Raw genomic sequence first — 23299 nt, 5'->3', positions numbered from 1 at the left:
AAAAGATAGTCCGCAAATCTCCTGATTTGGTCGGATGTTTGCGCCCAGAGCAGAGGCCGGTATCTCGTGGCAATGCAGACAATTCGCGGTGATCTGCTTCAGCTTGCGCTCGACGGAACGTTCGATGTCATTGTGCATGGATGCAACTGCCAGTGCCAGATGGGCAAAGGAATTGCTCTTTCCATAAAGCAGCCTTTTCCCGAAGCATATGCTGCGGATTGCGCGACATTGAAGGGTGACCCAGCCAAGCTGGGAAGCATATCCGTTGCCGAAATCAAGCGAGGCAGCCGCATTTTCCATGTTGTCAACGGCTACACTCAGTTCCATTGGCAGGGCAAAGGCGTGAAAGCCGACTACCAGGCAATTCGAAAAGTCATGCAGGCCGTCAAAGGTAAATTCGCGGGCAAAAGAATCGGCTACCCGAAAATTGGCGCAGGGCTGGCTGGAGGTGATTGGGAAACCATAGCCTCAATCATCAACGATGAACTCGCGGGCGAAGATCATACGCTTGTCGAATACGCTCCGTGAGCTGCTTCGGTCTCCAGCCGCCTCACAGCAGCTAGCCCGGTTCAGATCACGGTGTCCGTCCAGCGGACGATTTGCCCGGCCGCATCGCCGAACGCGGCATCGAGCGCGCCGACATAGGCCTGGTTGCCATTGCCCGAAACGGGCGCGATGGCGCTAAACGTCTTCGAAGCGCGCACTTCACCGTTGCGGTCATTCAATAGGCGCACGAACAGCTCGACCTCGGCATGTTCGCCCCCATCGACACGCACCTCGAACGAGCGGATCTCAACGATCACCTGATAGTCGATCGCCAGCCCCTCGCCTGGCTTGCCGACGCCGGTGAAGCTGCCCGAGCGCTGGAACGTCTCTGCCAGCCGCGCCTGTACGATCATCGGCAGCCGGTCGGCCCATTGCGCGCCCTTGAGATACTGGATCGATCGCGGCGATGGCTTGATGACGATGTTCTGGCTGTCCAGCGCCTTGAGCGCCGATGGCTGGGCGATGAGGATCTGGCGACGGCTGTGGGCACGCGCTTCCAGCGACGGCGCCGAAAGCTCGAACGTATCCAGCGGCGCCGGTCGGCCGCCTGGCAAAGCCGCGCAGCTTGCTAGCGAAAGCGCCAGTAACACCGCCCCAACCTTAGACCCAGCCGATGTGATGCTGCCTGAACTGATCGACTTCAAACGCGATCCCCCCCGGATCGTGGAAACAACGCGCATCTGCAAGCTTTGTTCTTGCGGTGGTCGGGGATCGAAGTCAACGGCGCACCCTGCCGTCGAACTGCCGGACCTCGCCCTCGCCGCCGGACAAAATCCGTTGTGGGTTGCGGCTGAGATCGGTTACCGCCTCTTCGATGCGGTTGATCGAACGGCGGCTGTCCTGGACCAGCGCTTCGACGTTTTGCAGCCCCTGTCCCGAGAACCGCGCCAGATTGTCGGTAATGGTACCGAGACGGGCGTTCAGCGTGTCGGCGACCTGCTTGAACGATTTGAGCGTCGCCCTGGCATCGGCCATGACGCCGTCGGCCTGGCCGGAGCCGAGCAGTTTGTCGACCTTGGCAAGGATACCGTCGACTCGCACCGAGGCATCGTTGAGGCGTCCTGCGAGCTGGTGCGCGTCTTTGATGGTTTCATCGATGTCGTCGGCTCGGTTTGCGAACTTGTTGGTCACCTTGGCGATGTCGGCAGCAGCCTCGTTGGCGTTTTCGCTGGCCTTCTGGATATTGGCCAGCGCGGTGCGAACCTCAGCCGGATCGATGCCGTCGAGAACGCCGTCGACCTTGGCCAGCGTGCCTTGCGTCTTCTGGGCGAAGTCGTTGATCGAGCCGACCGCGGTGTCCACGTTCTTGATGACCGTGTCGAACTGCTTGCTGGTTTCCTTCAGGTTGGAAGTGACTGTGTCGACATTGGCGACGATGCTCTTGATCTGGTCCTTGTCGACGGCGTTGAGTAGCCCTTCCGCCGCCTTCAGGGTGCCGTCGAGCTTGCCCGAAACACCCTTCAGTTCGTCCGCCAGCGAGCTGACGCTAGCCAGGAACTTGTCGACGCCGTCCGCATTCCTGGCCAGTGCATCGGAGAAGGTCTGGACATTGTTGACGGTCTGCGTCAGCGGCCCGCGAACATCCTTGGTGAAGCCTTCGAGCTCCGAAAGAACCTTGTCGGCGCGGGTGAAGATGTTCTGCGCCGTCTGCAGCAGGTTGGTGACCGCCGACGGATTGGCGACGATCTCGGCGACACGGCCTTCCTTTTCCGCCTCGTCGAGAAGTTTTGGCTCCTTGGGGTCGGCGCCCTTGAGCTCGATGTTGGCCTGGCCGGTGAGGCCGGCAAGCCCGATATCGGCCTGCGTCGACTTGGTGATAGGTGTATTCCGGTCTATTTCGGTGTCGGCGATAGCAGCGGTCGGATTGTCGACGTCGATATAGACACGGCGCACGTCGCCGACTTTGACGCCATTGAACAGCACGAAACTGCCACGGCCGAGCCCGGAAGCGGAGCCTGGAATGCGCACGCGCAGCACCGTCGTCTCACCCTTTTCGCCGATTGCCGCCGTCCAATAGACGAAAGCGAAAGCCGCGAGGATCGCGGCCAGCGTGAAAATGCCGACAATGACGTAGTTGGCCCTGGTTTCCATTGCTCACTTATGGCTATGCGCGCGCGGCAAGATCAAGTTGCCGGGCGCGTTTTCCGCGGAAATAGGATTTTACCCAGGGTTCCTCGCTCCTGAGCATGTCGTCGATCGTGCCCTCGACCAGCACTTTCTTTTTGCCAAGCACCGCCACGCGGTCGCACGCCGTAAACAGCGTGTCGAGATCGTGCGTGACCATATACACGGTCAAATCCATCGTATCGCGCAGCTTGACGACCAATTCGTCGAACTCAGCCGCGCTGATCGGATCGAGCCCGGACGTCGGTTCGTCGAGAAAAACGATGTCCGGGTCGAGTGCCAGGGCGCGCGCCAGCGCAGCACGCTTGATCATGCCGCCCGAGAGCTCGGAGGGGAATTTCTGCGCCGCATCCGGCGGCAATCCGACCAGCTCGACCTTGAGCATGGCAAGTTCGTCCATCAGCTTCTTCGGCAAATCGAGATATTCGCGCATCGGCACCTGAACGTTTTCGAGGACCGTCAGCGCCGAAAAAAGGGCGCCATGCTGGAACAGCACGCCAAGCCGCATGTCGATGCGAAGGCGCTCCCTTTCGGTTGCCTTCTCGACGTCGACGCCGAACAGTTTGATTGTTCCCGATTGCTTGCGCGTCAAGCCAAGGATGGTGCGCAAGAGAACAGATTTGCCGGCACCGGAGGCACCGACGAAGCCGAGAATCTCCCCGCGCCAGATATCGAGCGACAGTTTGTCCAGAACGACCTGATCGGCGAACGACACCGTGACGTCGTGCGCCGACAGCACGATCTCGTCTTCTTTGGCTTTCGCCGCCACCTTGGTCGTGTTTGTGCCCGGCAGCGCCATCTCAGAACTCGATCGCTGCATAGAACATGGCGAAAAGCCCGTCGAGGATAATGACCACGAAGATCGACTTCACCACGGAGGCGGTCACATGCTGGCCAAGCGATTCGGCGCTGCCGCCAACCTTCATGCCCTCGACCGAGGCAATTATGCCGATGATCATGGCCATGAACGGCGCCTTGATCAGGCCGGCAAAGATGGTGCTGAGGTCGATTGCGACACGCAGCCGGTCGATGAACGCTGCCGGTGCAATATCGGAGTAGAGCCATGCAGCCAAAATGCCGCCGCCCAGTGCGGCAAAGTTGGCGATGATCGTCAGGCAAGGCAACGCGACGACCAGCGCGACGAGCCGCGGAAACACCAGCACGCCGATTGGATTAAGGCCGATCACCTTCAGCGCATCGACCTCCTCGCGCATCTTCATCGAGCCGATCTCGGCGGTGATCGCACTACCGGAGCGGCCGGCGATCATGATCGCCGTCATCAGCACGCCGAGCTCGCGCAGGATCAGCACCCCGACCAGGTCGACGACGAAGATGTCGGCGCCGAAATAGCTGAGCTGATAAGCGCCTTGCTGGGCGACGATCGCACCGACGATGGCCGACATCAGCACGACTACCGGTATGGCGCCGACACCCATGCGATCGATCTGGTTGAAGATTGCCGCCATGTTGACGGCATGGCCACGGCCAAGCTTCATCTGCGAGCCGCGTATCGTGGCGCCGAGGATATTCATTGCGGCCAGGAAATCGTCGCGCATCTCATAAACGCGCCGGCCAACCGCCTCGAGCCCGCGAATGATGAAGTTGGGCGGCTTTGCCGGACCTGATTCGGGCTCGCGACGAACGGCGTCCCCGACGGCGCCAAGCAGGATCGAGGCTATCTCGCTTTGCCCCTGCATCGTGATCTCGACGCCCTTCTTTTCGAAGCTGCTGACCAGGCGGTCGATCAGCCACGCCCCGGCTGTGTCCATCTTCTCGATTTGTGAAAGGTCGAGCGCCAGCGTCTTGAAGCCGCTGCGCTTCTCGATCTTGCGCATCTCGGCATCGACCAGCGCCACGGTGCGCGTCGTCCAGGTTCCCGAGAAAGCGCAGCCGAGAACGCCGCCCTCCTCGCCGATCGCGATGCGCGGCTGGTGGTCGGGCTCCTTGGCAGGGCCGCTTGCGTCGCGTTTGCGGATGGTCAACATGGCGTCCTGTTTAGCCTGACGGGGCCGACCTGTCGATTTGCCGACATCCTCCTTGTTGCACAGCCGGAGCAGAAAAATATGGCGCGTGTCATTTCGGTCGAGGCCGAGCGCTTTCCGATAGCCGGGACCTTTACCATTTCGCGCGGCTCGAAGACCGAAGCGGAGGTGATTTCCTGCGCCATCACCGAAAACGGCCGTACAGGACGCGGCGAATGCGTCCCTTACAAGCGCTATGGCGAAACCATGGAGGGTGTGCGCGACGCGATCGAGGCGATGCGCAGCGAGATCGCGCACGGCATCAGCCGCATCGCCCTGCTCGATGCCATGCCTGCCGGCGCGGCACGCAACGCCATCGATTGCGCGCTCTGGGACCTGGAAGCGAAGATCAGCGGAACACCGGTGGCGCATACGATACGAACCGTTCCGTTACGACCGCTCGAGACTGCGTATACATTGTCGCTCGCCGAGCCGGAGGCGATGGCGGCGCAGGCCCGCGCCAACGCCCAGCGCCCGCTACTCAAGGTCAAGATCGGCGGCGACAACGACATCGCGCGCATCCGTGCAGTGACGGCGGCAGCACCCGACAGCCGAATCATTCTCGACGCCAACGAGGGCTGGAATAACGACAACATCGTCGCAAACCTCGCCTTTGCCGCCGAGCACGGTATCGCCTTGATCGAACAGCCGCTGCCGGCGGGACATGACAGTATTCTTCGCCACATCGCGCATCCGGTACCGATCTGTGCCGACGAAAGCGTGCACGAGGCGAAGGACCTTGAAGCACTTGTCGGCCTTTACGACGCCGTCAACATCAAGCTCGACAAATCGGGTGGCCTCACCGCTGCACTCGTGCTTCGCGACCGCGCCCGCGAACTGGCTCTTGGTGTCATGGTCGGCTGTATGGTCGGCACATCGCTTGCGATGGCGCCGGCCGTGCTGTTGGCGCAGGATGCCGATTTCGTCGATCTCGACGGTCCGCTGCTGCTGGCCCGCGACCGCGTTCCCGGTCTCGTCTACCAAGGTTCGCTGGTGTCACCGCCCGAGCGGGCGCTGTGGGGCTGAACGCGCGGCAAGCCCGATCAGAGCCAGGCCCGTCAGGGCGATCGGGATCATCGCAAAGAAGCCATTCGCGCCGAAGCGGTCGTAAAGAGGACCGGAAATCAGCGTCGCCGCCGCCATGAAGAAGCCATTGGAGAAGTAGGCGATGCCTTGCGCCGCCCCGGTGCGTTCTTCCGCGACCGTCTCACCGATCATCTTTTGCAGGCCGATCAGCACCAGCGCCACCGAAACCGCGTGCAGCGTCTGGATCGCGAAAAACCCGCCAACGCCAAGCCCAAGCGGCCAGATCAGCGGAAAGGCGAACCAGCGCACGATCGCGCCGATCCCGGCAATCAGCATGATCGAGACGACCGAGAAGGAGGCGAAAGCGCGGGTGAAAACGACGAACATGCATATCTCGGCGACGACGCCCCACCCCCACAGAAGCCCGACAACCGAATCGCTGATGCCGATCGACTTCCAGTAGATCGACACGAAACCGTAGAGAAATGCGTGGCTGGCGGTGATGACGCCGACGCCTGTCGAAAAATAGAGGAAGTACCGGTTGAGGAGTTTCGGTACCGATTGCTGGATATCGGCGGCCGAAAGCGGCGAGGCGCGGCGTGGACGGCCGAGGCGCGGCGCAATCAGTCCGGCGGCTAGCGCGGCACACAGCGCCGCGAAGATGATCACCGGGACAGCCTGGGCACCGCTCGCCGACAGGATGAAACCGCCGGCAAGATTGGCGCAGAGATAGGAGATCGAGCCCCATTTGCGCATGCTTGCGTAATTCGAGCCGAAGCGGCGAACACCTGAAAGGGCGAGCGAATCGGCAATCGGCGAATGCGGCGTCCAGACCACCGTCAAGGCCAGCGACACGGCAAGTACCGTTGCGTAGGTCGGCGGCAGGAGGTAGCCGGCGGACAGGATCAGCGATGCGGCGACCAGCGCAACATAGACATTGGCGCGGTCGCTCGCTTTATCTGCCAGCGCAGTAAGAAAAGGCGTCGTCGCCACGCGCAGGAACATCGGCGCGGCGAGGATCACGGCTATCTGTTCGGCATGGAACCCCTTCGCCTGCAGCCACAGCGGGAAATACGGCACATGCGTCCCGAGCGGAACGAAGAGCGTAAAGAAGATCAAGCTCATGCACAGTTCGAAATGGCGTGGCTTGACGAGCTGTTCGGGCGAAAGCGGCGGCAGCGAGGACATTGACAGGCGATCCGTCGGCACGGCATTCAGCCGGGTCGGCCCGCCATACCTGCCGCTGCTTAACACGGCGAAAAAGTCGACGAAACCGCTGGACTAACCGATTAAAGCGAGATGAGGCCGGGTTTGGTCAAGCCGCCTGGACTGCCCTGCCCTTGATGTCGATCGGCACGAGCACCTCGCTGCCGACCGGAGTCTCCGGCAGGACATGCGCCCAGTGCAGGATCTCCATCCTGCCGTCAAAATGCTCGACCACCGCCGTGCAGCTCTCCACCCAGTCGCCCGTGTTGATGTATTGCATGTCCTCATAGCTTTCGATCGCGGCATGGTGGATGTGCCCGCAGATCACGCCGTCGACATGCGAGCGGCGCGCCTCCTCGGTCAGCACGGTCTGGAACGAGCCGATGAAATTCACCGCCTTCTTGACCTTGACCTTGGCCCAGGACGAGAACGACCAGTAAGGCAAGCCGAGCACCTGGCGCAGACGTGTGATGACGCCGTTGAGCAGCATCGCCGCGTCGTAGGCATAGTCGCCGAGATAGGCCAGCCAGCGCGCATTATGGACGACGGTGTCGAACTGGTCGCCATGGATGACAAGAAGGCGTTTGCCATCGGCGGTGTCGTGGATGGCGCGGTCGGCGACGACAATGCCGCCGAAATGAACGCCCTGGAACTGTCGCGCGAACTCGTCATGGTTGCCGGCGATGTAGGTGATGCTGGCGCCCTTGCGCGCCTTGCGCAGCAATTTCTGGATCACGTCGTTATGGCTTTGCGGCCAATGCCAGCTTCGTCTCAGGCGCCAGCCGTCGACGATGTCGCCGACGAGATAGATGATATCGGCATCGTGATGGCGCAGGAAATCGATCAGGAATTCGGCCTTCGCCGCCTTCGATCCGAGATGGACGTCGGAGATGAACATGCTGCGGAAAGTGCGAGGCTCTGCGCCGTACATCATTTGTCACCGTTGCTTTCGCCTGAGCCTATGCCCCGATTCATGCAACAACCGTATGACGGTTGCGATTGGTCCAGCCATCCGGATAGGTTGCCGCGGCAATCAGAGGAGAAAATCACCATGGATCTCGGCATTCGCGGCAAGAAGGCCATCGTCTGCGCTTCGAGCAAAGGCTTGGGACGCGGCTGCGCCATGGCACTGGCAGAGGCAGGTTGCGATCTGGTGATCAATGGCCGCAACGCCGACGTGCTGGCCAAAACCGCCGCTGAACTGCGCGAGAAATTCGGCGTCAAGGTGACCGAAATCGTCGGCGACGTATCCAAGCCCGATGTCCAGAAGGCGCTGCTTGCCGCCTGCCCCGATCCCGACATCCTCGTCAACAACAATGGCGGTCCGCCGTTTCGCGATTTCCGCGCGCTCGACCGCGAAAAGATCCTCGAGGGCGTCACCCAGAACATGGTGACCCCTGTCGAACTGGTTCAGGCCGTGATCGACGGCATGGCGGTGCGCGGCTTCGGCCGCATCGTCAACATCACCTCGCTGTCGGTCTATGTGCCTATCCCCGGCCTCGACCTGTCGTCCGGCGCCCGCGCCGGCCTCACTTCGTTGCTTGCCGGCGTCGCGCGGACGGTGATCGACCGCAATGTGACGATCAACAACATGCTGCCGGGAAAACTCGACACCGACCGGCTGCGCGGCCCGCACGAGGCCGGCACGCCCGAAGATCCAGCCGCCGCCGCCGCGCGCAAAGCGCAAGCAGCAGCCAACGTTCCGGCCAAACGGCTCGGTACACCGGAGGAATTCGGCCAGATCTGCGCCTTCCTGTGCTCGGTCCATGCCGGTTACCTGACCGGTCAGAACATACCGGTCGACGGCGGCCTCTATGTCAGTGCGTTCTAGCGAGAATCCAATGCTCAATGCCCACTGAATAGTGGGAGACGACCTCAAAAAGGGCGCCCAGTTCACAAGAACTAGGGTTAGTCCGCATGCTATGTCCTGCCTCGCAAATGAAAATGAGACCGGCGAATGGCGTCTATTTATCGCTTTGTTGCGCAAAAACTGCTGTCGCACGGGGTTCGAGACACGGCCGACGGCAACCTTGCAATTACCGACCGGAGATTGTTCCTTGACTTCGTTCGTCTAGAACGAGCGGTTAGGCTAGAGGATTTCGCCACAGTCCAGTCTGCGGTGGTGGCGATTGAAAATCGTTGCTTATCAATGGGTAAACGTCATATCGCGGTGTTTGCATACATGTATCTCAGGTTTTCGGATGCGGCCCCAAAGTTTACTCACCTGGACATCGAGCTTGAGGAAGAAGGAGGTATCCGCCGAACAGTCGACTACCGGCGTAGGGTGTCGTCGACAGAGCGACTTGTCGGCGAGTGGGCTGCCGCTTGGTACGATCGCTATTCCAAGAGTTTCTTTCGTGCACTTTATAGGAGCAACAGCCCCACAGCGAACTAGCGAAAGAATACCTAATCGTCCGCAAACCACCGATAGTGTTGAAGAAGTCGGCGATGAAGCCGTGGATCCACTCGCACCGAAGCGTCTTGATTAAGGTCGACGCGACCTCCTCGCCTTAAGTGGCTCGGACGCCGGACGACGGTCTCGAACAGTTCGCGCAGCAGGTCGGCATCGCGGAAGCGGCCGTGGCGGGTCTTGGAGAAGGTTGAGTGGTCAGGCACATCACCCTCGAGGCCAAGCCGGCAGAACCACCGATAGGCCAGGTTCAGATGTACCTCCTCGCACAGCCGGCGCTCCGAGCGGATGCCGAAGCAATAGCCGACGATCAGCATGCGGATCAGCAGCTCAGGGTCGATCGAGGGACGGCCGATCGGGCTGTAGAAGGGCGCCAGATGCTGGCGGATGGCGGACAGGTCGACGAAGTGGTCGATCGCTCTGAGCAGGTGATCCGCCGGCACATGCCGCTCCAGGCTGAAGCCGTAGAACAGCTCCTCCTGCATCACACTTTGCTCGCCCATCATCGACTCAATCTCCTCTTACGACAAAGATTGAATCAGTGCTTCAGGACTGCTGCAACCCGGACTTTTTCAACACTATCCACCTGAAGCAGACATTCGGCTCGCAGCTCGCTCCAGCAACGCGCCTATCGCCCCAACATTTCAATGGCAGACCGTACAGGCCGGCGGGCGGTGCAAGCCGTAAGCTCGCGCTTGCGACATATCACCTCTCGAAAAGCCTCGGCTGCATGCTAAGAGACTCAAAACATCAAACGGACTGAACTGAGGAGGCGGCCGTCATGACAGGCGAAAGCAAGAAGGCGGCTCGATCCGATCTCGACGAAGCAGCGCTCTATTTCCATAAGCACCCCCGTCCCGGAAAGCTGGAAATCCAGGCGACGAAGCCACTGGGCAATCAGCGCGACCTGGCGCTTGCCTATTCGCCGGGGGTCGCCGCCCCCTGCCTTGAAATCCGCGACGACCCGGCAACCGCCGCCGACTATACAGCCCGTGCCAATCTGGTCGGCGTTGTCACCAACGGTTCGGCGGTGCTGGGCCTCGGCAACATCGGTCCGCTCGCCTCCAAGCCGGTGATGGAGGGCAAGGCGGTGCTGTTCAAGAAGTTCGCCGGCATCGATGTCTTCGACATCGAGATCGACGCACCGGGCATCGAGCGCATGGTCGAGACGATCTCGGCGCTGGAACCAACCTTCGGCGGCATCAACCTGGAAGACATCAAGGCGCCCGAATGCTTCGAGGTCGAGGAGCAGTTGAAAGCCCGCATGGGCATACCAGTCTTCCATGACGACCAGCACGGCACCGCCATCATCGTCGCCGCCGCCGTGCTCAACGGGCTGGAATTCGCCGGCAAGTCCATCTCGGATATCAAGATCGTCACGTCGGGCGCTGGTGCTGCGGCGCTTGCCTGCCTCAACCTACTGGTCTCGCTCGGCGCGCGGGTCGAAAACATCTGGGTCACCGACCGGTTCGGGGTCGCCCATAAGGGCCGCGTCGAGGAGATGGACCGCTGGAAAGACCCCTATGTGAAGGACACCGAGGCGCGCACGCTGGCCGACGTTCTGCCCGGCGCCGACGTGTTTCTCGGCCTGTCTGCCGCCGGCGTGCTGAAGACGGAATTGCTGCACCACATGGCGCCAAAGCCGCTGATCCTGGCGCTGGCCAACCCCAATCCCGAGATCATGCCGGAAGCGGCACGGGCGGCGCGACCCGATGCGATGATCTGCACCGGCCGCTCCGATTTCCCCAATCAAGTCAATAACGTACTCTGTTTTCCTTACATCTTCCGTGGCGCGCTGGATTGCGGCGCAAGTGCCATCAACGAAGAGATGAAAATGGCCGCCGTTCGGGCGATCGCAGCGCTTGCCCGCGAAGAGCCGTCCGACGTTGCCGCGCGCGCCTATTCCGGCGAGACGCCGATCTTCGGCCCGGAGTTCCTGATCCCCTCGCCTTTCGATCCGCGGCTGATCCTGCGCATTGCCCCCGCCGTTGCCAAGGCGGCCTGCGAGACCGGCGTCGCGACCCGGCCGATCACCGATTTCGCCGCCTATATCGACAAGCTGAACCGCTTCGTCTTCCGCTCCGGCCTGGTCATGAAGCCCGTGTTCTCGATGGCCAAGACGTCGAGCGCCAAGCGCGTCATCTATGCCGACGGCGAGGACGAGCGCGTGCTTCGCGCCGCGCAGGTCGTGCTCGAGGAAGGCATTGCCGAACCGATCCTGATCGGCCGCCCGCACGTCATCGACGTGCGGTTGAAACGCTATGGGCTGCGCATCAAGCCGGGCGTCGATTTCGGCCTGATCAACCCGGAAGACGATCCGCGTTACCGCCACTATGTCGACCTTTTGATCGAGCTTGCCGGCCGCCGTGGGGTGACTACGGAAGCGGCACGCACCATGGTGCGCACCGACAATACGGTGATCGCCGCCCTTGCCCTGAAGCGCGGCGACGCCGACGCCATGGTCTGCGGCCTTGAGGGCCGTTTCGAGCGCCATTTGCGCAACGTCACGCTGATCATCGGGCCACGCGCCGGCATTAGGGATCGCGACCTGTCGACGCTTTCCATGCTGATTTCGCAGCGCGGCATCATCTTCCTCACCGATACCCATGTCTCCGTCGATCCGACCGCCGAGGAGATTGCGGAGATGACCGTTCTGGCGGCCGAGGAGATTCAGCGTTTTGGCATCGAGCCCAAGGCAGCCCTGCTTTCGCATTCGGATTTCGGCTCCCGCGATTCGCCAAGCGCCATGAAGATGCGGCAGGCGGCGGCGATCCTGGCGCGCATCGCGCCCGACCTGCAATGCGACGGCGAGATGCATGCCGACTCGGCACTGTCGGAGCAGCTGCGCCAGCGCGTCTATCCGCATTCGCGGCTGAAGGGCGAAGCCAATCTGCTGGTGTTCCCCAATCTCGATTCGGCGAACATCACGCTGACCGCGCTGCGCACGATGATGGACGCGCTGCATGTCGGCCCGATCCTGCTCGGCACCGACAGCCCGGCGCACATATTGACGCCGTCGGTCACCTCGCGCGGCGTCGTCAACATGACCGCACTGGCAGTGGTCGAAGCCGCGCATAAGGCGCAAGCCATCGTCGAACTGGGATAGCCGCGGGCTTTCTCAGACTGGCTTGAACCGGAAATGCCCTGTCTGCCTGAAGGCAAACAAAGTGTCCTCTTCCCTGGCGCCGCCGCCGATATTGTGAATGACCAGTCTTCTTGTCGGTACCAATGTGGAGCGATTGGACGACACGATGGCAATATGCGGCAGATTGCCGGGCAGCATCTGGGCGACGAGATCCCCAGGCCGATAATCGGCGGGGTCTTGGCTGACGGGCAAGGTGGCACCGCGCCGCTCGAAATAGACCGCAAGATTGGGCACACGGCGGTGGTCGATGTTGCGGTCCGGCGCTTTCAGGCCCCAAGCCTTCGGATAGGCGGCAAAATTGGCCCGCATATCCTCATGCACCAATTTTTGCAGGTCGAGATCGAAGGCGCGGCGATAGGCACGGATCACGACATCCGTGCAAACACCCCGCTCGGGCCCAACGTCCCCGCCCGGATAGGCCAGGCGTGTATAGGTCGGATCGTAGAGTGTGGTGACGCCGATCTGCTCACGGGCAGCTTCAACCAATCTGGTACCCCAATCCAGCGCGATGGGCTTTTGCTGCGCCATGGCATCCGGCATCGCCAGGCACAAAAGACCAAACTGCAGCGCGGCTCGACGGGTAATCGCGGTCATGCCAAGCCTCCGGGCGTTACTGAATCCAGGCATTCTTCTGGGCGAATACGCCTTTTTCGTGCAGCGCCAGGACGTCGCGGTTCTGGCTCTGTCCGAATACGCAGTGTGGCGTGGTCGAAATGACAGCACCGGTCGTGATCGAAGCCGCGCACAAGGCGCAAGCCATCGCCGATTTGGGCTGACGGCGGAATCGGCGGTATGCTAAACAAACGGTTAACCGCAAGCGCGGTAGCTTTCTGAACGACAGGCAGTCGGAGTTCCGGAGGGATGACGGGCGCAAGTTGGAAGCTGACGCGGGCCGCTGCGCTGCTCGGCGCCGTGGTGCTGTGCGGCATTGCCGCCACTCAGGCACAGGCCGCTTCCCGCCTCTGCCGCCAGCTTGAAGCCGATCTTGCCGCCGCTTCTCGTGGTGGCGGCGGCAAACCGGCATTGCTCAGGAAATATGACGACGCAATCGTCCGGCAGCGCCAGCAGATTTCAAAGGCCGTCAGGCAGGCCAGCAGCGCCGGCTGCGGCTTTTCGCTGTCTCGCCGCAACGCCAACGCATGCGCAGCACTCGACGCCACCATCGATCGCATGGCAGCCAATCTCGACGCCCTGCAGGCCAAGCGCGGCGACCTTGCCGGCGGTGGTTCGCGACGTGATCGTGCGCGCATATTGACGTTGCTTGACGCCAATGGCTGCCGCGATGATGCGGCGGCGCGGACGCCCGCGCCGGTCCGCGAAGCCAGCCGTGAAAACGGCAAGCGAAACCTGCTCGACCAGCTTTTGGGCAGTCAGCCCGAAGAGGCCGACCAGGCTGAAGAACTGAGCCAGCCGGGCAACATCCGCACCGTGCTCAACAGCGCCGACATGGGCCAGCCCCAAGGCGAATTCCGCACCATGTGTGTGCGGACCTGCGACGGCTATTTCTTCCCGATGTCGAATGCTGCCTCGCTGGGCGATTTCGAGCGCGATCAGAAGAATTGCGAATCGAGCTGCCCCGGCACCGAGATGCAGGTTTTCTACACGCGCGGCATGAACAGCGATTCGGCGTCCATGACGTCTTCGGTGACGGGCAGGCCTTATATCGAACTGCCGACGGCCTACCTCTACAAGCAATCCGACATGCCGCGGCCGCCGACCTGCGGCTGCAACGCCGCGCAGAATTTCGAGATCATCGCCGGCAACCCGCCAACCCGGGAACAATCCGAGGCGAATGTAGAGAGTACCCCGTTCATTCCGCTGCCGGTTGCCAGGCCTGATCCGGGCGCCGACCCGGAGTCCTTGGCCAATGCGCAAGACGGCCTCGACCGTGGGGCGATCAGACGCCTTGCTGTCAAACCTGTGCCCTCGCCGACATCGCTGCCGCCGCCGGAGCAGCGCAAGGTCAGGGTCGTCGGGCCAACGTTCCTTCCCGACCCAGCAGCGGCAACAGATCTGCAAGCTCCGGACCCGAAGGCTGTCCCGTAAGCGCCAGCCTGAGCGGCATGAACAGCGCCTTGCCCTTACGGCCGCTCGCCGCTCGGATCTTGCCCGTCCAGTCCTTCCAGACGGTGCCGTTCCAAGGCTCTTCCGGCAGCAACTCGAATGCCTGGCGAAGAAAGTCGCGGTCCTCGTCGGAAAACTCCGCCGGCTCCTCTGGACCGTCTCGAAGCGTACGCCACCAGATCGCCGCATCGGCCAGCCTGTCGAGATTGCCGCGCACGGCCAGCCAGAAAGACTCGGCCTGTTCGCCGGAGATGCCGAGCACGATCAGCCGGTCGCGCGCCTCGGAAAACGGCATGTGATGCAGCAGCGTGCGGTTGAGCACGAAGAGTTCGTCCGGGTCGAATTTGGCGGCGGATTTCGATGTTGCAGCCGGATCGAAGCGCTCGACTAGCTCGGCCATCGTTGGCACCGCCACGACGTTTTCCGAGGTGCCGACGAGCACCGCCAGCGAAGCGATCGCCATCGGCTCGATGCCGCTCTCACGCAGGCTCTGGATGGACAGCGCGCCGGTGCGCTTCGAAAGTCCCTCGCCTGATGCCGTTGTCAGGAGATTGTGGTGGCCGAACACCGGCGGCTCCGCGCCAAGTGATCGGAACAGGGCTATCTGGACGCCGGTATTGGTGACGTGGTCGTCGCCGCGAATGACATGGCTGACGCCCATGTCGATGTCGTCGACAACCGAAGGCAATGTGTAGAGGTAGGTGCCGTCCTCACGCCGCAGAACCGGGTCTGAAAGCGAGGCGAGGTCGACGGTCTCTTCGCCGCGCACCAGGTCGTTCCAGTGGATTTCGGTGCGCTCCGGCTGTAGCGGATCGCTGCTGAAGTTGGGCAGCAGAAAGCGCCAGTGCGGCCGCCGGCCATCGGCCTCATATTCCGCCACCTGCTCGGGTGCCAGCGTCAGCGCCTCGCGGCCATAGACTGGCGGCAGGCCACGCGTGCGGCGCACCTTGCGCCTCAGGTCGAGCTCTTCAGGCGTCTCATAGCAAGCATAGACGAGGCGCGCCTCCTTCAGCCTCTCCAGTGCGGCATCGTAGATTTCGACCCGCCGCGACTGGTACTCCGTGGCATCGGGGAAGATGCCCAGCCAATGCAGGTCATAGAGGATAGCGTCGGAAAACTCCTGCGTCGAACGGGCGACGTCGGTGTCGTCGAAGCGCTGGATGAAGCGGCCTTTGTTCTTGATGGCGAACAGCCAATTGAACAAAGCGGTGCGCGCATTGCCGATATGGATGCGGCCGGTCGGTGACGGGGCGAAACGGACGGTAACTGTCATGAGCGGGGCGTACCGGATGGTTTTGCTGTTGACAAGACGCGCCCCCGCGCTCGGCGGCAGACATAGAACATGACAAAGGCGAAGAAAAGACTGCAGCGCCGCACGTCTATCAAGACGCGCGGCACCGCAACCGTCAGATCACCAGGCCTTTGGTCAGTTCAAGCGCCTGGCGTTCGAACAGCCGGCGGTAGATGCCGCCTTGCAGCCGGATCAGTTGGTCATGCGAGCCCTCTTCGACGATGCGGCCGCGATCGAACACCAAAAGCCTGTCCAGCGCCCGCACCGTCGACAGCCGGTGGGCAATGACCAGCGTCGTGCGGCCGACCATCAACCGCTCCATCGCCTGCTGGATCAGCACCTCCGATTCCGAATCGAGGCTCGACGTTGCCTCATCCAGGATGAGAATGCGCGCATCGGCAAGAAAGGCGCGTGCGATTGCAACGCGCTGACGCTCACCACCCGATAGCTTTACGCCACGCTCGCCGACCAGCGTGCCATAGCCTTTCGGCAAATTGGCAATGAAGTCATGCGCGCTGGCCAATCGCGCCGCGTGCTCGATCTCGGCCTGCGTGGCGGCCGGCCGAGCATAGGCGATGTTTTCGGCCAGCGACCGGTGAAACAGGATCGGCTCCTGCTGGACGATTGCGATCTGTGCGCGCAGCGACGCCTGCGCCACATTCGCAATATCCTGGCCGTCGATCAGGATATTGCCCGCAGTCACGTCGTAGAGGCGCTGGATCAGCTTGACGAATGTCGTCTTGCCGGAGCCCGAATGGCCAACCAGCCCAACCCGTTCGCCCGGCGCGATGTCCACCGAAAAGTCGCGATAGAGCGGCAGGCGGTGGCTGCCATAGTGGAACGTGACATTGTCGAAGGTGATACGGCCATCGGTGATCCGGATCGGTTTGGCTCCGGGCCGATCCTCGATGCCGAGTGGTTCGGACTGGAAGTCGACCAGTTCCTCCATGTCGTTGATCGAGCGCTGCAGATTGCGGATATGTGTGCCGATGTCGCGCAGATAGCCTTGCAGCACGAAGAATGAGGTCAGCACGAAGGCGACATCGCCGGCGCTCGCCTGCCCCCACGACCACAACAGCAGGGAGAACCCGATGACCGCTGCCCTCAAAAGCAGCAGCATCGTCCCTTGCGTGGTGCCGTTGACGGTGCCGCGCATCCAGGTGCGGCGCGTGCGACCGCGCCATTTGGCGACGACCTCGGCAAGCCGCGTCTCCTCGCGTTCCTCGGCGCCAAAACCCTTGACCACGGCGTTGCAGCTTACCGCGTCGGCCAGCGAGCCGCCGAGCCGTGTATCCCACGCATTGGCAAGCCTTGCCGCGGGCGCGACATAGCCAAGCGACAGCATCGTCGTCACCGCGATGAACAGAACCGAACCGGTGGCGACGACAGCACCCATCAGCGGCCAGAACCAGCCAAGCAGCAGCGTCGAGCCGACGAGCATGACGACCGATGGCAGCAGCGCGATCAGGATCGTGTCGTTGAGCAGGTCGAGCGCCCACATGCCGCGCGTTATCTTGCGCACCGTCGATCCGGCGAAGCTGTTGGCGTGCCAGTCGGTGGAGAAGCGCTGGACGCGGTGGAAGGCGTCGGCGGCGATATCCGCCATCATCTTCAACGTCAGCTCGACAATGGCCATGAAGGCGAGATTGCGCAGCACGACACCGGTGAGCGCCAGGGCCACCAGCATCGAAAAGGCCGCTGTCGCCGCGTTCCACGCAACATCGTCGGCCGCAGCACTGCTGGCGACGGCATCCACCAGCCGGCCGGAATAGAGCGGCGTCAGCACGTCGGCCAAGGTCGACAGCAGGAATGTGCCCATAATGCCGGCAAGCCGCCACGGCTGACACCGCCAATGGCTGAGCGTGAAGCCAAGAACGCTGCGAAAGGCGCCCGCGCGCAAATCTATTCGAAAACGAGTCATGATGTCATTCGGGCGCAAACGAGCCCGATCCCACGAAAGTAGAAATTGAAAAACCGCGTCGGCGCCGTTTGGCGCCCGGAGATGCGGAGGTTTGGCGTATTTGGCGGCCCTGTAGAGGGGCGGCGACCGGCAGCGGCGAAATACCTGCCTCGGTTCAGCCTTGCCGCGAGGCTATCTCGCGGCGCACTGACCAAGACCTAGGCTTCGCGGCCTCGCATAACGATGTCAAATCCTGGCATTCGGTTCCTCCTGAAGGGGAATCGCGGAGAGGTGTTTATAGAGACGCGTCAACGCCGCGCCAAGTCAGTAGATAGCCAAAAGCGCATCTGGTCCAAGCAGTGAGACGATTTTGCAACAATCGCGGGTTGTGCGCTGCCTCTGTTCAGGTTGCCGGGATACGGTCGAAGCGCATATAGCGGCCGTCGGTGGAAGGCCTGAAGCCGAGCTTTTCGTAAAGCGCATGGGCGTCGTTGGTCGACAGGCTCCAATGCGTGACCGTCTTGACGTCCGAGTGGTCGATAAGCGCCTCGACAAGCCGGGTTCCGATGCCTTGTCCGCGATACGCGGGCCAGACAATTATGTCGGCGAGATAGGCAAATACCGTACGGTCGGTGATCGCCCGGCCGAAGCCGACCTGATTGCCGCCGACATAGGCGCCGACGCACAGTGAGTTGGCAAAAGCGCGGCGGTGCAGTTCATCGCTGCGGCCGCTGCCCCAATAGCTCGCCTTCAAAATGTCGGATGTCGCCCGGAAGTCGATCCGCGACAGGTCAAAGCTAATTTCAAGGTTGGCCATGGCTAAACCGTTACGCAGGCCAATGGCCTACCCGCGATCCCTGAACCGGTTGGTGATGGGATAACGGCGGTCGCGGCCAAAGTTCTTCCTGGTGATCTTCACGCCGGGCGCCGCCTGCCGGCGCTTGTATTCTGCGACGTAAAGCAGGTGCTCGACACGCGCCACCGTCGCCCGGTCATGGCCGCGCGCAACGATCTCGTCGACGCCCATCTCGTTCTCGACCAGACACTCCAATATGTCATCGAGCACTGGATAGGGCGGCAGCGAATCCTGGTCGGTCTGGTTCTCTCGCAGTTCCGCCGAGGGCGCCTTGTCGATGATGTTGGTCGGGATCACCTCGCCGGACGGACCGAGCGCACCCGGCGGCACATGCGCGTTGCGCCAACGCGACAACGCATAGACCTGCATCTTGTAAAGATCCTTGATCGGATTGAAGCCGCCATTCATGTCGCCGTAGAGCGTCGCGTAGCCGACCGACATCTCGCTTTTGTTGCCGGTGGTGACCACCATCGAGCCGAACTTGTTGGAAATCGCCATCAGGATAGTGCCACGTGCACGGCTCTGCAGGTTCTCCTCGGTAATACCTTCCTTGGTGCCCTCGAAAAGCTGCGTCAGCGCGTGCAGGAAACCTTCGACCGGCTCGAAGATCGGCACGATATCGTAGCGGCAGCCGAGTGCGCGGGCGCAGTCCTCGGCATCCTTGAGCGAGTCCTTCGAAGTGTAGCGGTAAGGCATCATCACGGCGCGCAGCCGTTCCTCGCCGAGCGCGTCGACGGCAAGTGCCGCGCAGATCGCCGAATCGATGCCGCCGGAGAGGCCGAGCACGACATTCTTGAAGCCGTTCTTGTTGACGTAATCGCGCAGGCCCAACATGCAGGCGCGGTAGTCGGCCTCCTCCTTCTCCGGGATTTTCGACATCGGTCCGTCAGAGCAGACCCAGATGTCATTCTTTCTCTTCCAGGTGGTGACGTTGACCGTCTCCTCGAACTGGCTCATCTGGAAGGCCAGCGTCTTGTCAGAACCTATGGCAAACGATGCGCCATCGAAAACCAGCTCGTCCTGGCCGCCAAGCTGGTTGGCATAGATAATCGGCAGTCCGCATTCGATGATCTGGCGGATGACGATCTGGTGGCGGACGTCGACCTTGCCGCGGTAATAGGGCGAGCCGTTCGGGACCAGCAGGATTTCCGCGCCGCTTTCGGCCAGCGTCTCGCAGACGGCAACCTCGCCCCAGATATCTTCGCAGATCGGCACTCCCACGCGCACGCCGCGGAAATTGACCGGCCCCTGGATCTCGGGACCGGCCTGGAAGACGCGCTTCTCGTCGAACTCACCGTAATTCGGCAGATCGAGCTTGTAGCGTTCGGCAAGGATCTTGCCGCCATCGGCAAAGATGATCGAATTGTGCGTGCCGGTCTTGCGCTTCAACGGCGTGCCGATGACGAAACCCGGGCCGCCGTCGGCGGTATCGCCGGCGAAATCCTCCGCCGCCCGCTCGCAGGCCTTCAGGAAGGCGGGCTTCAGCACCAGATCCTCAGGCGGATAGCCGGCAAGAAAAAGCTCGGTAAACAGCACGAGGTCGGCGCCTTGGCGGGCGGCATCCGCCCTCGCCTCGCGTGCCTTGGCAAGATTGCCGGCGACGTCGCCGACCGTCGGATTGAGCTGGGCGACGGCGATGCGCAATATGTCTGGAGCGGTCTTGTCTGTCATGCCCGTGGGTTTAGCGCGGCAAAATTTGTCGGGCAATGGCGTTCGTTTGGACCAAACAGTCGATCCTAGTCGCCCATATATTCGCGCAAGGCTTCCGGCGGATGGTTCTCGCCGATCGACATTGCCAGAATGCGCGAAATGTGCCGGCGCGGCAGTCCGGTTTCCGCCGCCCAGGCGTTTATCTGCACTTGGATCTTGCCCAGGTCCTTCTTCGATGTCGGGCTCTGCGCGAGGTCGAGCCCGGCGTCGCGCAGCGCTGCCGCCATGTCGGCCGAGACGATGAAGGCGTCCCACTCCAGCCAGCGCAGAAAATACTGGCCGGTATTGCCGCCGAGCCGGCTGCCATGCTTGCCGAGATAGGCCATCAATCCGACCTGGTCATCCGCCGGCCAATTGGCCAGGAACTTGCCGAAGCTGCCATGCTCCTTCGACACGCGCTCGACGAAGGCTGCGTTGTCGCGTACGGATTTGATCTTCTGCGGATTGCGGACGATGCGCTTGTCGGCTGTGAGATCGTGCCAGAAATCGTCAGGCTGGAACAGCAGCCGCTTCGGCTCGAAGCCAAGAAATGCTTCCTCGAAACCCGGCCATTTCTGCTCGATGACGCGCCAGACAAAGCCGGCGGCAAAAACCCGCTCGGCCATAGTCGACAGGATCCGGTCGTCCGCAATCTTTGCCACCGCGGCATTGTCGGGCATAGGACCCAGCAGCGACGTCAGCGCTGCCTCACCGCCTTTGCGCTTCGCTGCACGGGCGCGAATTTTCTGAAAATCCACCATTGTTTCCTGACCCCATCGCGTCAATCTACCACTTCCCGTAGGAACCGGCAGCTTCTACCTCATCGCGGACGACGGAGGCGACGATGAACAAAACGATCGAGGACCTGGCAAGCCGCTGGCTGAAGCGAAAGCCGGACGGCCTCAGCGCGCTCGAAAGCCGGGTACTGCAATCTACGCTCGAGCGCACCACGATCTCCAAGGACACCAACAAGGCCGTCGCCTTTCACCAGACGTTTGGAGATCGCCTGGCCGACACCATCGCCCGGATCGGCGGCTCTTGGTCCTTCATCCTGGCATTCATTGGCTTCCTGATCCTGTGGACGGCAGGCAATGTCTGGCTCTTGTCGCGCGCCGCCTTCGATCCCTATCCCTTCATCTTCCTCAATCTCGTGCTTTCCATGGTTGCCGCCCTGCAGGCGCCAGTGATCATGATGGCGCAAAACCGCCAGACGGAGCGCGATCGAATCGACGCCGCCCACGACTATGAGGTTAATCTCAAGGCCGAGATCGAGATCATGGCGTTACACGAAAAGCTCGACGAACTGCGCCACAGCCAGATCATCGGCATGCGAGACGAGATCGCCCGGCTGGCCGAGCAGGTGAAGCGCATCGACGACATTCTGTCGAAGCAGCGAACGTCTTCATGACGGAAGTCATCCATCGTCTCATTGAGCAATATGGATTGGTCGCGGTTTTTCTGGGCTGCGTCGCAGAGGGCGAAAGCGCCGCAATTCTTGGCGGTTTTTTTGCGCATCAGCATGTCTTCATCCCGTGGCAGGCATTTCTCGCAGCCGCGCTCGGCGCCTTCGGTGGCGACACGTTCTTCTTCATCTTGGGACGGAGCTTCGCCGACCATAAATTCGTGATCAGGCTCCGAGCCCGGCCGGGCTTCAGCCACGCCTCCCGCCTTGTCACTTCTCATCCCAACATTTTCGTGCTGTCGAACCGCTACATCTATGGCCTCCGCCTGGTCGGCGGCATCGCCGCCGGGCTGTCGGGCATTGCGGCGGCGCGCTTCGTCATCCTCAACGCCATCTCATCGGTGGTCTGGGCGGCACTGTTCTGCACTGTCGGTTATGTCTTCGGGCTGGGCGCGGAGCACATCGTCGGCCAAGCGCTGGCTCGTCACGAGCGATTACTGATCGCTCTGGCAATCGGCCTCGTTGTGGCCATCCTCGGCTGGCTCGCGGCCCATATCGTCGCCAAGAAGGAACTCCACAAGGGAAGCTGATCGTCAATCATCGTCAATCAATGCCGAGCGCACGATCACCCTTCTCGAGGATCAGCGGAATGATCAGGTCTTCCTCGTCGGCAAGATGCCGGGTCAACATGGCGATCAACCGGCCGTTCTCGTCGGCATAGGCATCGGCGGCGAAACGCTGTTTGTCTTCGCTCTCCTGAAGCGTGCGGATGAAGGCATTTGCCGCCTCGGCATTGCGCTCCAGTCCCTCATGGATTGTGTGGTGATCGGCATCGAGAATCTCGAAGCCGCGCTTCAGACGGGTCTCGGCCCTGGCGAAGACCGGGAAATAATGATGGTCCTCGACATTGTGATGGCCGTCGAGATTGCCGAGGAAATGGTTGAGGCGCGGCGCGAACCAGCGCGCGAATTCCGGCGCGTTCAGCCTACTTTCTCGATAATCGCCGATACCATTGGTGAGCATGCCGCCAAGCTCGCGGAACATGTCGTGCCGCTGCAGCCACATATTGGCTATGCCGTGGATATTGGCATGCGCCTGCCAGTCCTCGCGCGGAAATTTTTCGACCAGCCAGTGCAGATCGTCCGGCAGGCCGTCACGTTCAAGCAACAGAAATCCGGTGGTATCGGCCATGTCGGGCCCCTCAGTTGACCGGCATGTAGTGTCTGAAACGTCAGATCGGTACCCCGAGGATCCGCTCGATGACGGCGACGCCCCATACCCCGGCAGCGATCACCACCGAAATCAGCACCGCCAGCGAACCGCAATCCTTGGCCAGTTGGATATCGACGTTGAATTCGCGGCTGAACGCGTCGCATGCCGCCTCGATGCCGGTGTTCAGCACCTCGATCATGATCATGAGCAGCACCGCGCCGATCAGCAACGCATAGCCGCGCCACGATTCCGAAAGGAACCAGCCGAGCGGCAAGGCAAGCACGAGCAGCGTCAGCTCCAGCTGGAAGGCCTCCTCGCCGGCGGCCAGTTTGCGAAACGCCCGCACCGAATTGTAAAAAGCGTCGATCAGTCGCTGCATGCCAAAACCCTTCGGAATCACCGGCAGG

Annotated in this window: 22 protein-coding genes and 1 pseudogene; 8 read left to right on the top strand and 15 right to left on the bottom strand. The window is 61.9% G+C overall.

Features of this window, described 5'->3' with window-relative positions:
• Positions 1-72: 72 nt before the first annotated feature.
• On the top strand, positions 73-528 hold the full coding sequence (locus tag NKJ15_RS17520; RefSeq protein ID WP_352471799.1) for a macro domain-containing protein: 456 nt from the start codon (positions 73-75) through the stop codon (positions 526-528).
• 41 nt (positions 529-569) lie between these two features.
• On the opposite strand, the gene NKJ15_RS17515 is transcribed toward NKJ15_RS17520, so the two are convergent.
• Genes NKJ15_RS17515 through NKJ15_RS17500 form a run of 4 tightly spaced genes read right to left on the bottom strand, consistent with a single transcriptional unit; the run spans position 570 to position 4655 of the window.
• Positions 570-1226, bottom strand: a complete 657-nt coding sequence (locus NKJ15_RS17515) for an ABC-type transport auxiliary lipoprotein family protein (RefSeq protein ID WP_352816546.1) — start codon at positions 1224-1226, stop codon at positions 570-572.
• A 37-nt stretch (positions 1227-1263) separates the two neighbouring features.
• Positions 1264-2637 (bottom strand): MlaD family protein, encoded by a 1374-nt coding sequence (locus tag NKJ15_RS17510; protein WP_352816443.1) that lies wholly within the window; start codon positions 2635-2637, stop codon positions 1264-1266.
• Positions 2638-2650: 13 nt separating this feature from the next.
• A complete protein-coding gene (locus NKJ15_RS17505; RefSeq protein ID WP_352613792.1) occupies positions 2651-3469 on the bottom strand; it encodes an ABC transporter ATP-binding protein in 819 nt (272 codons plus the stop codon).
• 1 nt (position 3470) lies between these two features.
• The gene (locus tag NKJ15_RS17500; protein ID WP_352613793.1) at positions 3471-4655 is read right to left on the bottom strand and encodes an ABC transporter permease; all 1185 of its coding nucleotides are present in this window, start codon (positions 4653-4655) and stop codon (positions 3471-3473) included.
• Positions 4656-4733: 78 nt separating this feature from the next.
• Between NKJ15_RS17500 and dgcA the strand changes: the two genes are divergently transcribed.
• Positions 4734-5717: an N-acetyl-D-Glu racemase DgcA gene (gene dgcA / locus NKJ15_RS17495; RefSeq protein ID WP_352502484.1), complete on the top strand. Its 984-nt coding sequence runs from the start codon at positions 4734-4736 to the stop codon at positions 5715-5717.
• Here the strand turns inward: dgcA and NKJ15_RS17490 are convergent.
• Both NKJ15_RS17490 and NKJ15_RS17485 read right to left on the bottom strand, forming a co-directional pair.
• Positions 5688-6905, bottom strand: coding sequence for an MFS transporter (locus NKJ15_RS17490; protein ID WP_352816439.1), 1218 nt, complete (start codon positions 6903-6905; stop codon positions 5688-5690). The two genes, dgcA and NKJ15_RS17490, sit on opposite strands and share 30 nt — an antisense overlap.
• A 127-nt stretch (positions 6906-7032) precedes the next feature.
• Positions 7033-7821 (bottom strand): UDP-2,3-diacylglucosamine diphosphatase, encoded by a 789-nt coding sequence (locus NKJ15_RS17485; protein WP_352816543.1) that lies wholly within the window; start codon positions 7819-7821, stop codon positions 7033-7035.
• Between the two features lie 153 nt (positions 7822-7974).
• Between NKJ15_RS17485 and NKJ15_RS17480 the strand changes: the two genes are divergently transcribed.
• Positions 7975-8754 carry an SDR family oxidoreductase gene (locus tag NKJ15_RS17480; RefSeq protein WP_352471735.1) on the top strand — a complete coding sequence of 260 codons (780 nt, stop codon included), beginning with the start codon at positions 7975-7977 and terminating at the stop codon, positions 8752-8754.
• Between the two features lie 126 nt (positions 8755-8880).
• A complete protein-coding gene (locus NKJ15_RS17475; RefSeq protein WP_352471736.1) occupies positions 8881-9318 on the top strand; it encodes a hypothetical protein in 438 nt (145 codons plus the stop codon).
• Positions 9319-9446: 128 nt separating this feature from the next.
• Here NKJ15_RS17475 and NKJ15_RS17470 read toward each other — a convergent pair.
• Positions 9447-9839 (bottom strand): annotated as a pseudogene (locus tag NKJ15_RS17470) (transposase); the annotation flags it as partial.
• A 275-nt stretch (positions 9840-10114) separates the two neighbouring features.
• Here NKJ15_RS17470 and NKJ15_RS17465 point away from each other — a divergent pair.
• Positions 10115-12439, top strand: a complete 2325-nt coding sequence (locus NKJ15_RS17465) for an NADP-dependent malic enzyme (RefSeq protein ID WP_352816436.1) — start codon at positions 10115-10117, stop codon at positions 12437-12439.
• A 12-nt stretch (positions 12440-12451) separates the two neighbouring features.
• Here NKJ15_RS17465 and NKJ15_RS17460 read toward each other — a convergent pair whose 3' ends face one another.
• A complete protein-coding gene (locus NKJ15_RS17460) occupies positions 12452-13072 on the bottom strand; it encodes a DUF1287 domain-containing protein (RefSeq protein ID WP_352816433.1) in 621 nt (206 codons plus the stop codon).
• Between the two features lie 267 nt (positions 13073-13339).
• Between NKJ15_RS17460 and NKJ15_RS17455 the strand changes: the two genes are divergently transcribed.
• Complete coding sequence (locus NKJ15_RS17455; RefSeq protein ID WP_352816430.1) at positions 13340-14524, top strand: DUF2865 domain-containing protein; 1185 nt, start codon at positions 13340-13342, stop codon at positions 14522-14524.
• Here the strand turns inward: NKJ15_RS17455 and gltX are convergent.
• From gltX to NKJ15_RS17430, 5 genes are all read right to left on the bottom strand, one after another.
• Positions 14442-15815, bottom strand: a complete 1374-nt coding sequence (gene gltX / locus NKJ15_RS17450) for a glutamate--tRNA ligase (protein WP_352816428.1) — start codon at positions 15813-15815, stop codon at positions 14442-14444. The genes NKJ15_RS17455 and gltX overlap by 83 nt on opposite strands.
• Positions 15816-15948: 133 nt before the next feature.
• Positions 15949-17754 carry an ABC transporter ATP-binding protein gene (locus NKJ15_RS17445; RefSeq protein WP_352613797.1) on the bottom strand — a complete coding sequence of 602 codons (1806 nt, stop codon included), beginning with the start codon at positions 17752-17754 and terminating at the stop codon, positions 15949-15951.
• Positions 17755-18136: 382 nt separating this feature from the next.
• The gene (locus NKJ15_RS17440; RefSeq protein WP_352816425.1) at positions 18137-18550 is read right to left on the bottom strand and encodes a GNAT family N-acetyltransferase; all 414 of its coding nucleotides are present in this window, start codon (positions 18548-18550) and stop codon (positions 18137-18139) included.
• 27 nt (positions 18551-18577) lie between these two features.
• Positions 18578-20260 carry an NAD+ synthase gene (locus tag NKJ15_RS17435; RefSeq protein ID WP_352471743.1) on the bottom strand — a complete coding sequence of 561 codons (1683 nt, stop codon included), beginning with the start codon at positions 20258-20260 and terminating at the stop codon, positions 18578-18580.
• A gap of 65 nt (positions 20261-20325) precedes the next feature.
• Positions 20326-21039 (bottom strand): DNA-3-methyladenine glycosylase I, encoded by a 714-nt coding sequence (locus tag NKJ15_RS17430; RefSeq protein ID WP_352816423.1) that lies wholly within the window; start codon positions 21037-21039, stop codon positions 20326-20328.
• Between the two features lie 83 nt (positions 21040-21122).
• Between NKJ15_RS17430 and NKJ15_RS17425 the strand changes: the two genes are divergently transcribed.
• Together NKJ15_RS17425 and NKJ15_RS17420 are read left to right on the top strand one after the other, a co-directional pair.
• Positions 21123-21686 carry a DUF1003 domain-containing protein gene (locus tag NKJ15_RS17425; protein WP_023680015.1) on the top strand — a complete coding sequence of 188 codons (564 nt, stop codon included), beginning with the start codon at positions 21123-21125 and terminating at the stop codon, positions 21684-21686.
• On the top strand, positions 21683-22270 hold the full coding sequence (locus NKJ15_RS17420; RefSeq protein ID WP_352816420.1) for a DedA family protein: 588 nt from the start codon (positions 21683-21685) through the stop codon (positions 22268-22270). The genes NKJ15_RS17425 and NKJ15_RS17420 overlap by 4 nt, the downstream gene beginning before the upstream one ends.
• A 13-nt stretch (positions 22271-22283) precedes the next feature.
• Here the strand turns inward: NKJ15_RS17420 and NKJ15_RS17415 are convergent, their stop codons facing one another.
• Positions 22284-22871 carry a hemerythrin domain-containing protein gene (locus tag NKJ15_RS17415; protein ID WP_352816417.1) on the bottom strand — a complete coding sequence of 196 codons (588 nt, stop codon included), beginning with the start codon at positions 22869-22871 and terminating at the stop codon, positions 22284-22286.
• A 40-nt stretch (positions 22872-22911) separates the two neighbouring features.
• Positions 22912-23271: a diacylglycerol kinase gene (locus NKJ15_RS17410; RefSeq protein ID WP_352471749.1), complete on the bottom strand. Its 360-nt coding sequence runs from the start codon at positions 23269-23271 to the stop codon at positions 22912-22914.
• Positions 23272-23299 lie beyond the last annotated feature (28 nt).

Source organism: Mesorhizobium sp. M0207 (assembly GCF_040321995.1).
GTDB lineage: Bacteria > Pseudomonadota > Alphaproteobacteria > Rhizobiales > Rhizobiaceae > Mesorhizobium.
The sequence above is the reverse complement of the archived record's forward strand: the minus strand, read 5'-3'. Positions and strand labels throughout refer to the sequence as shown.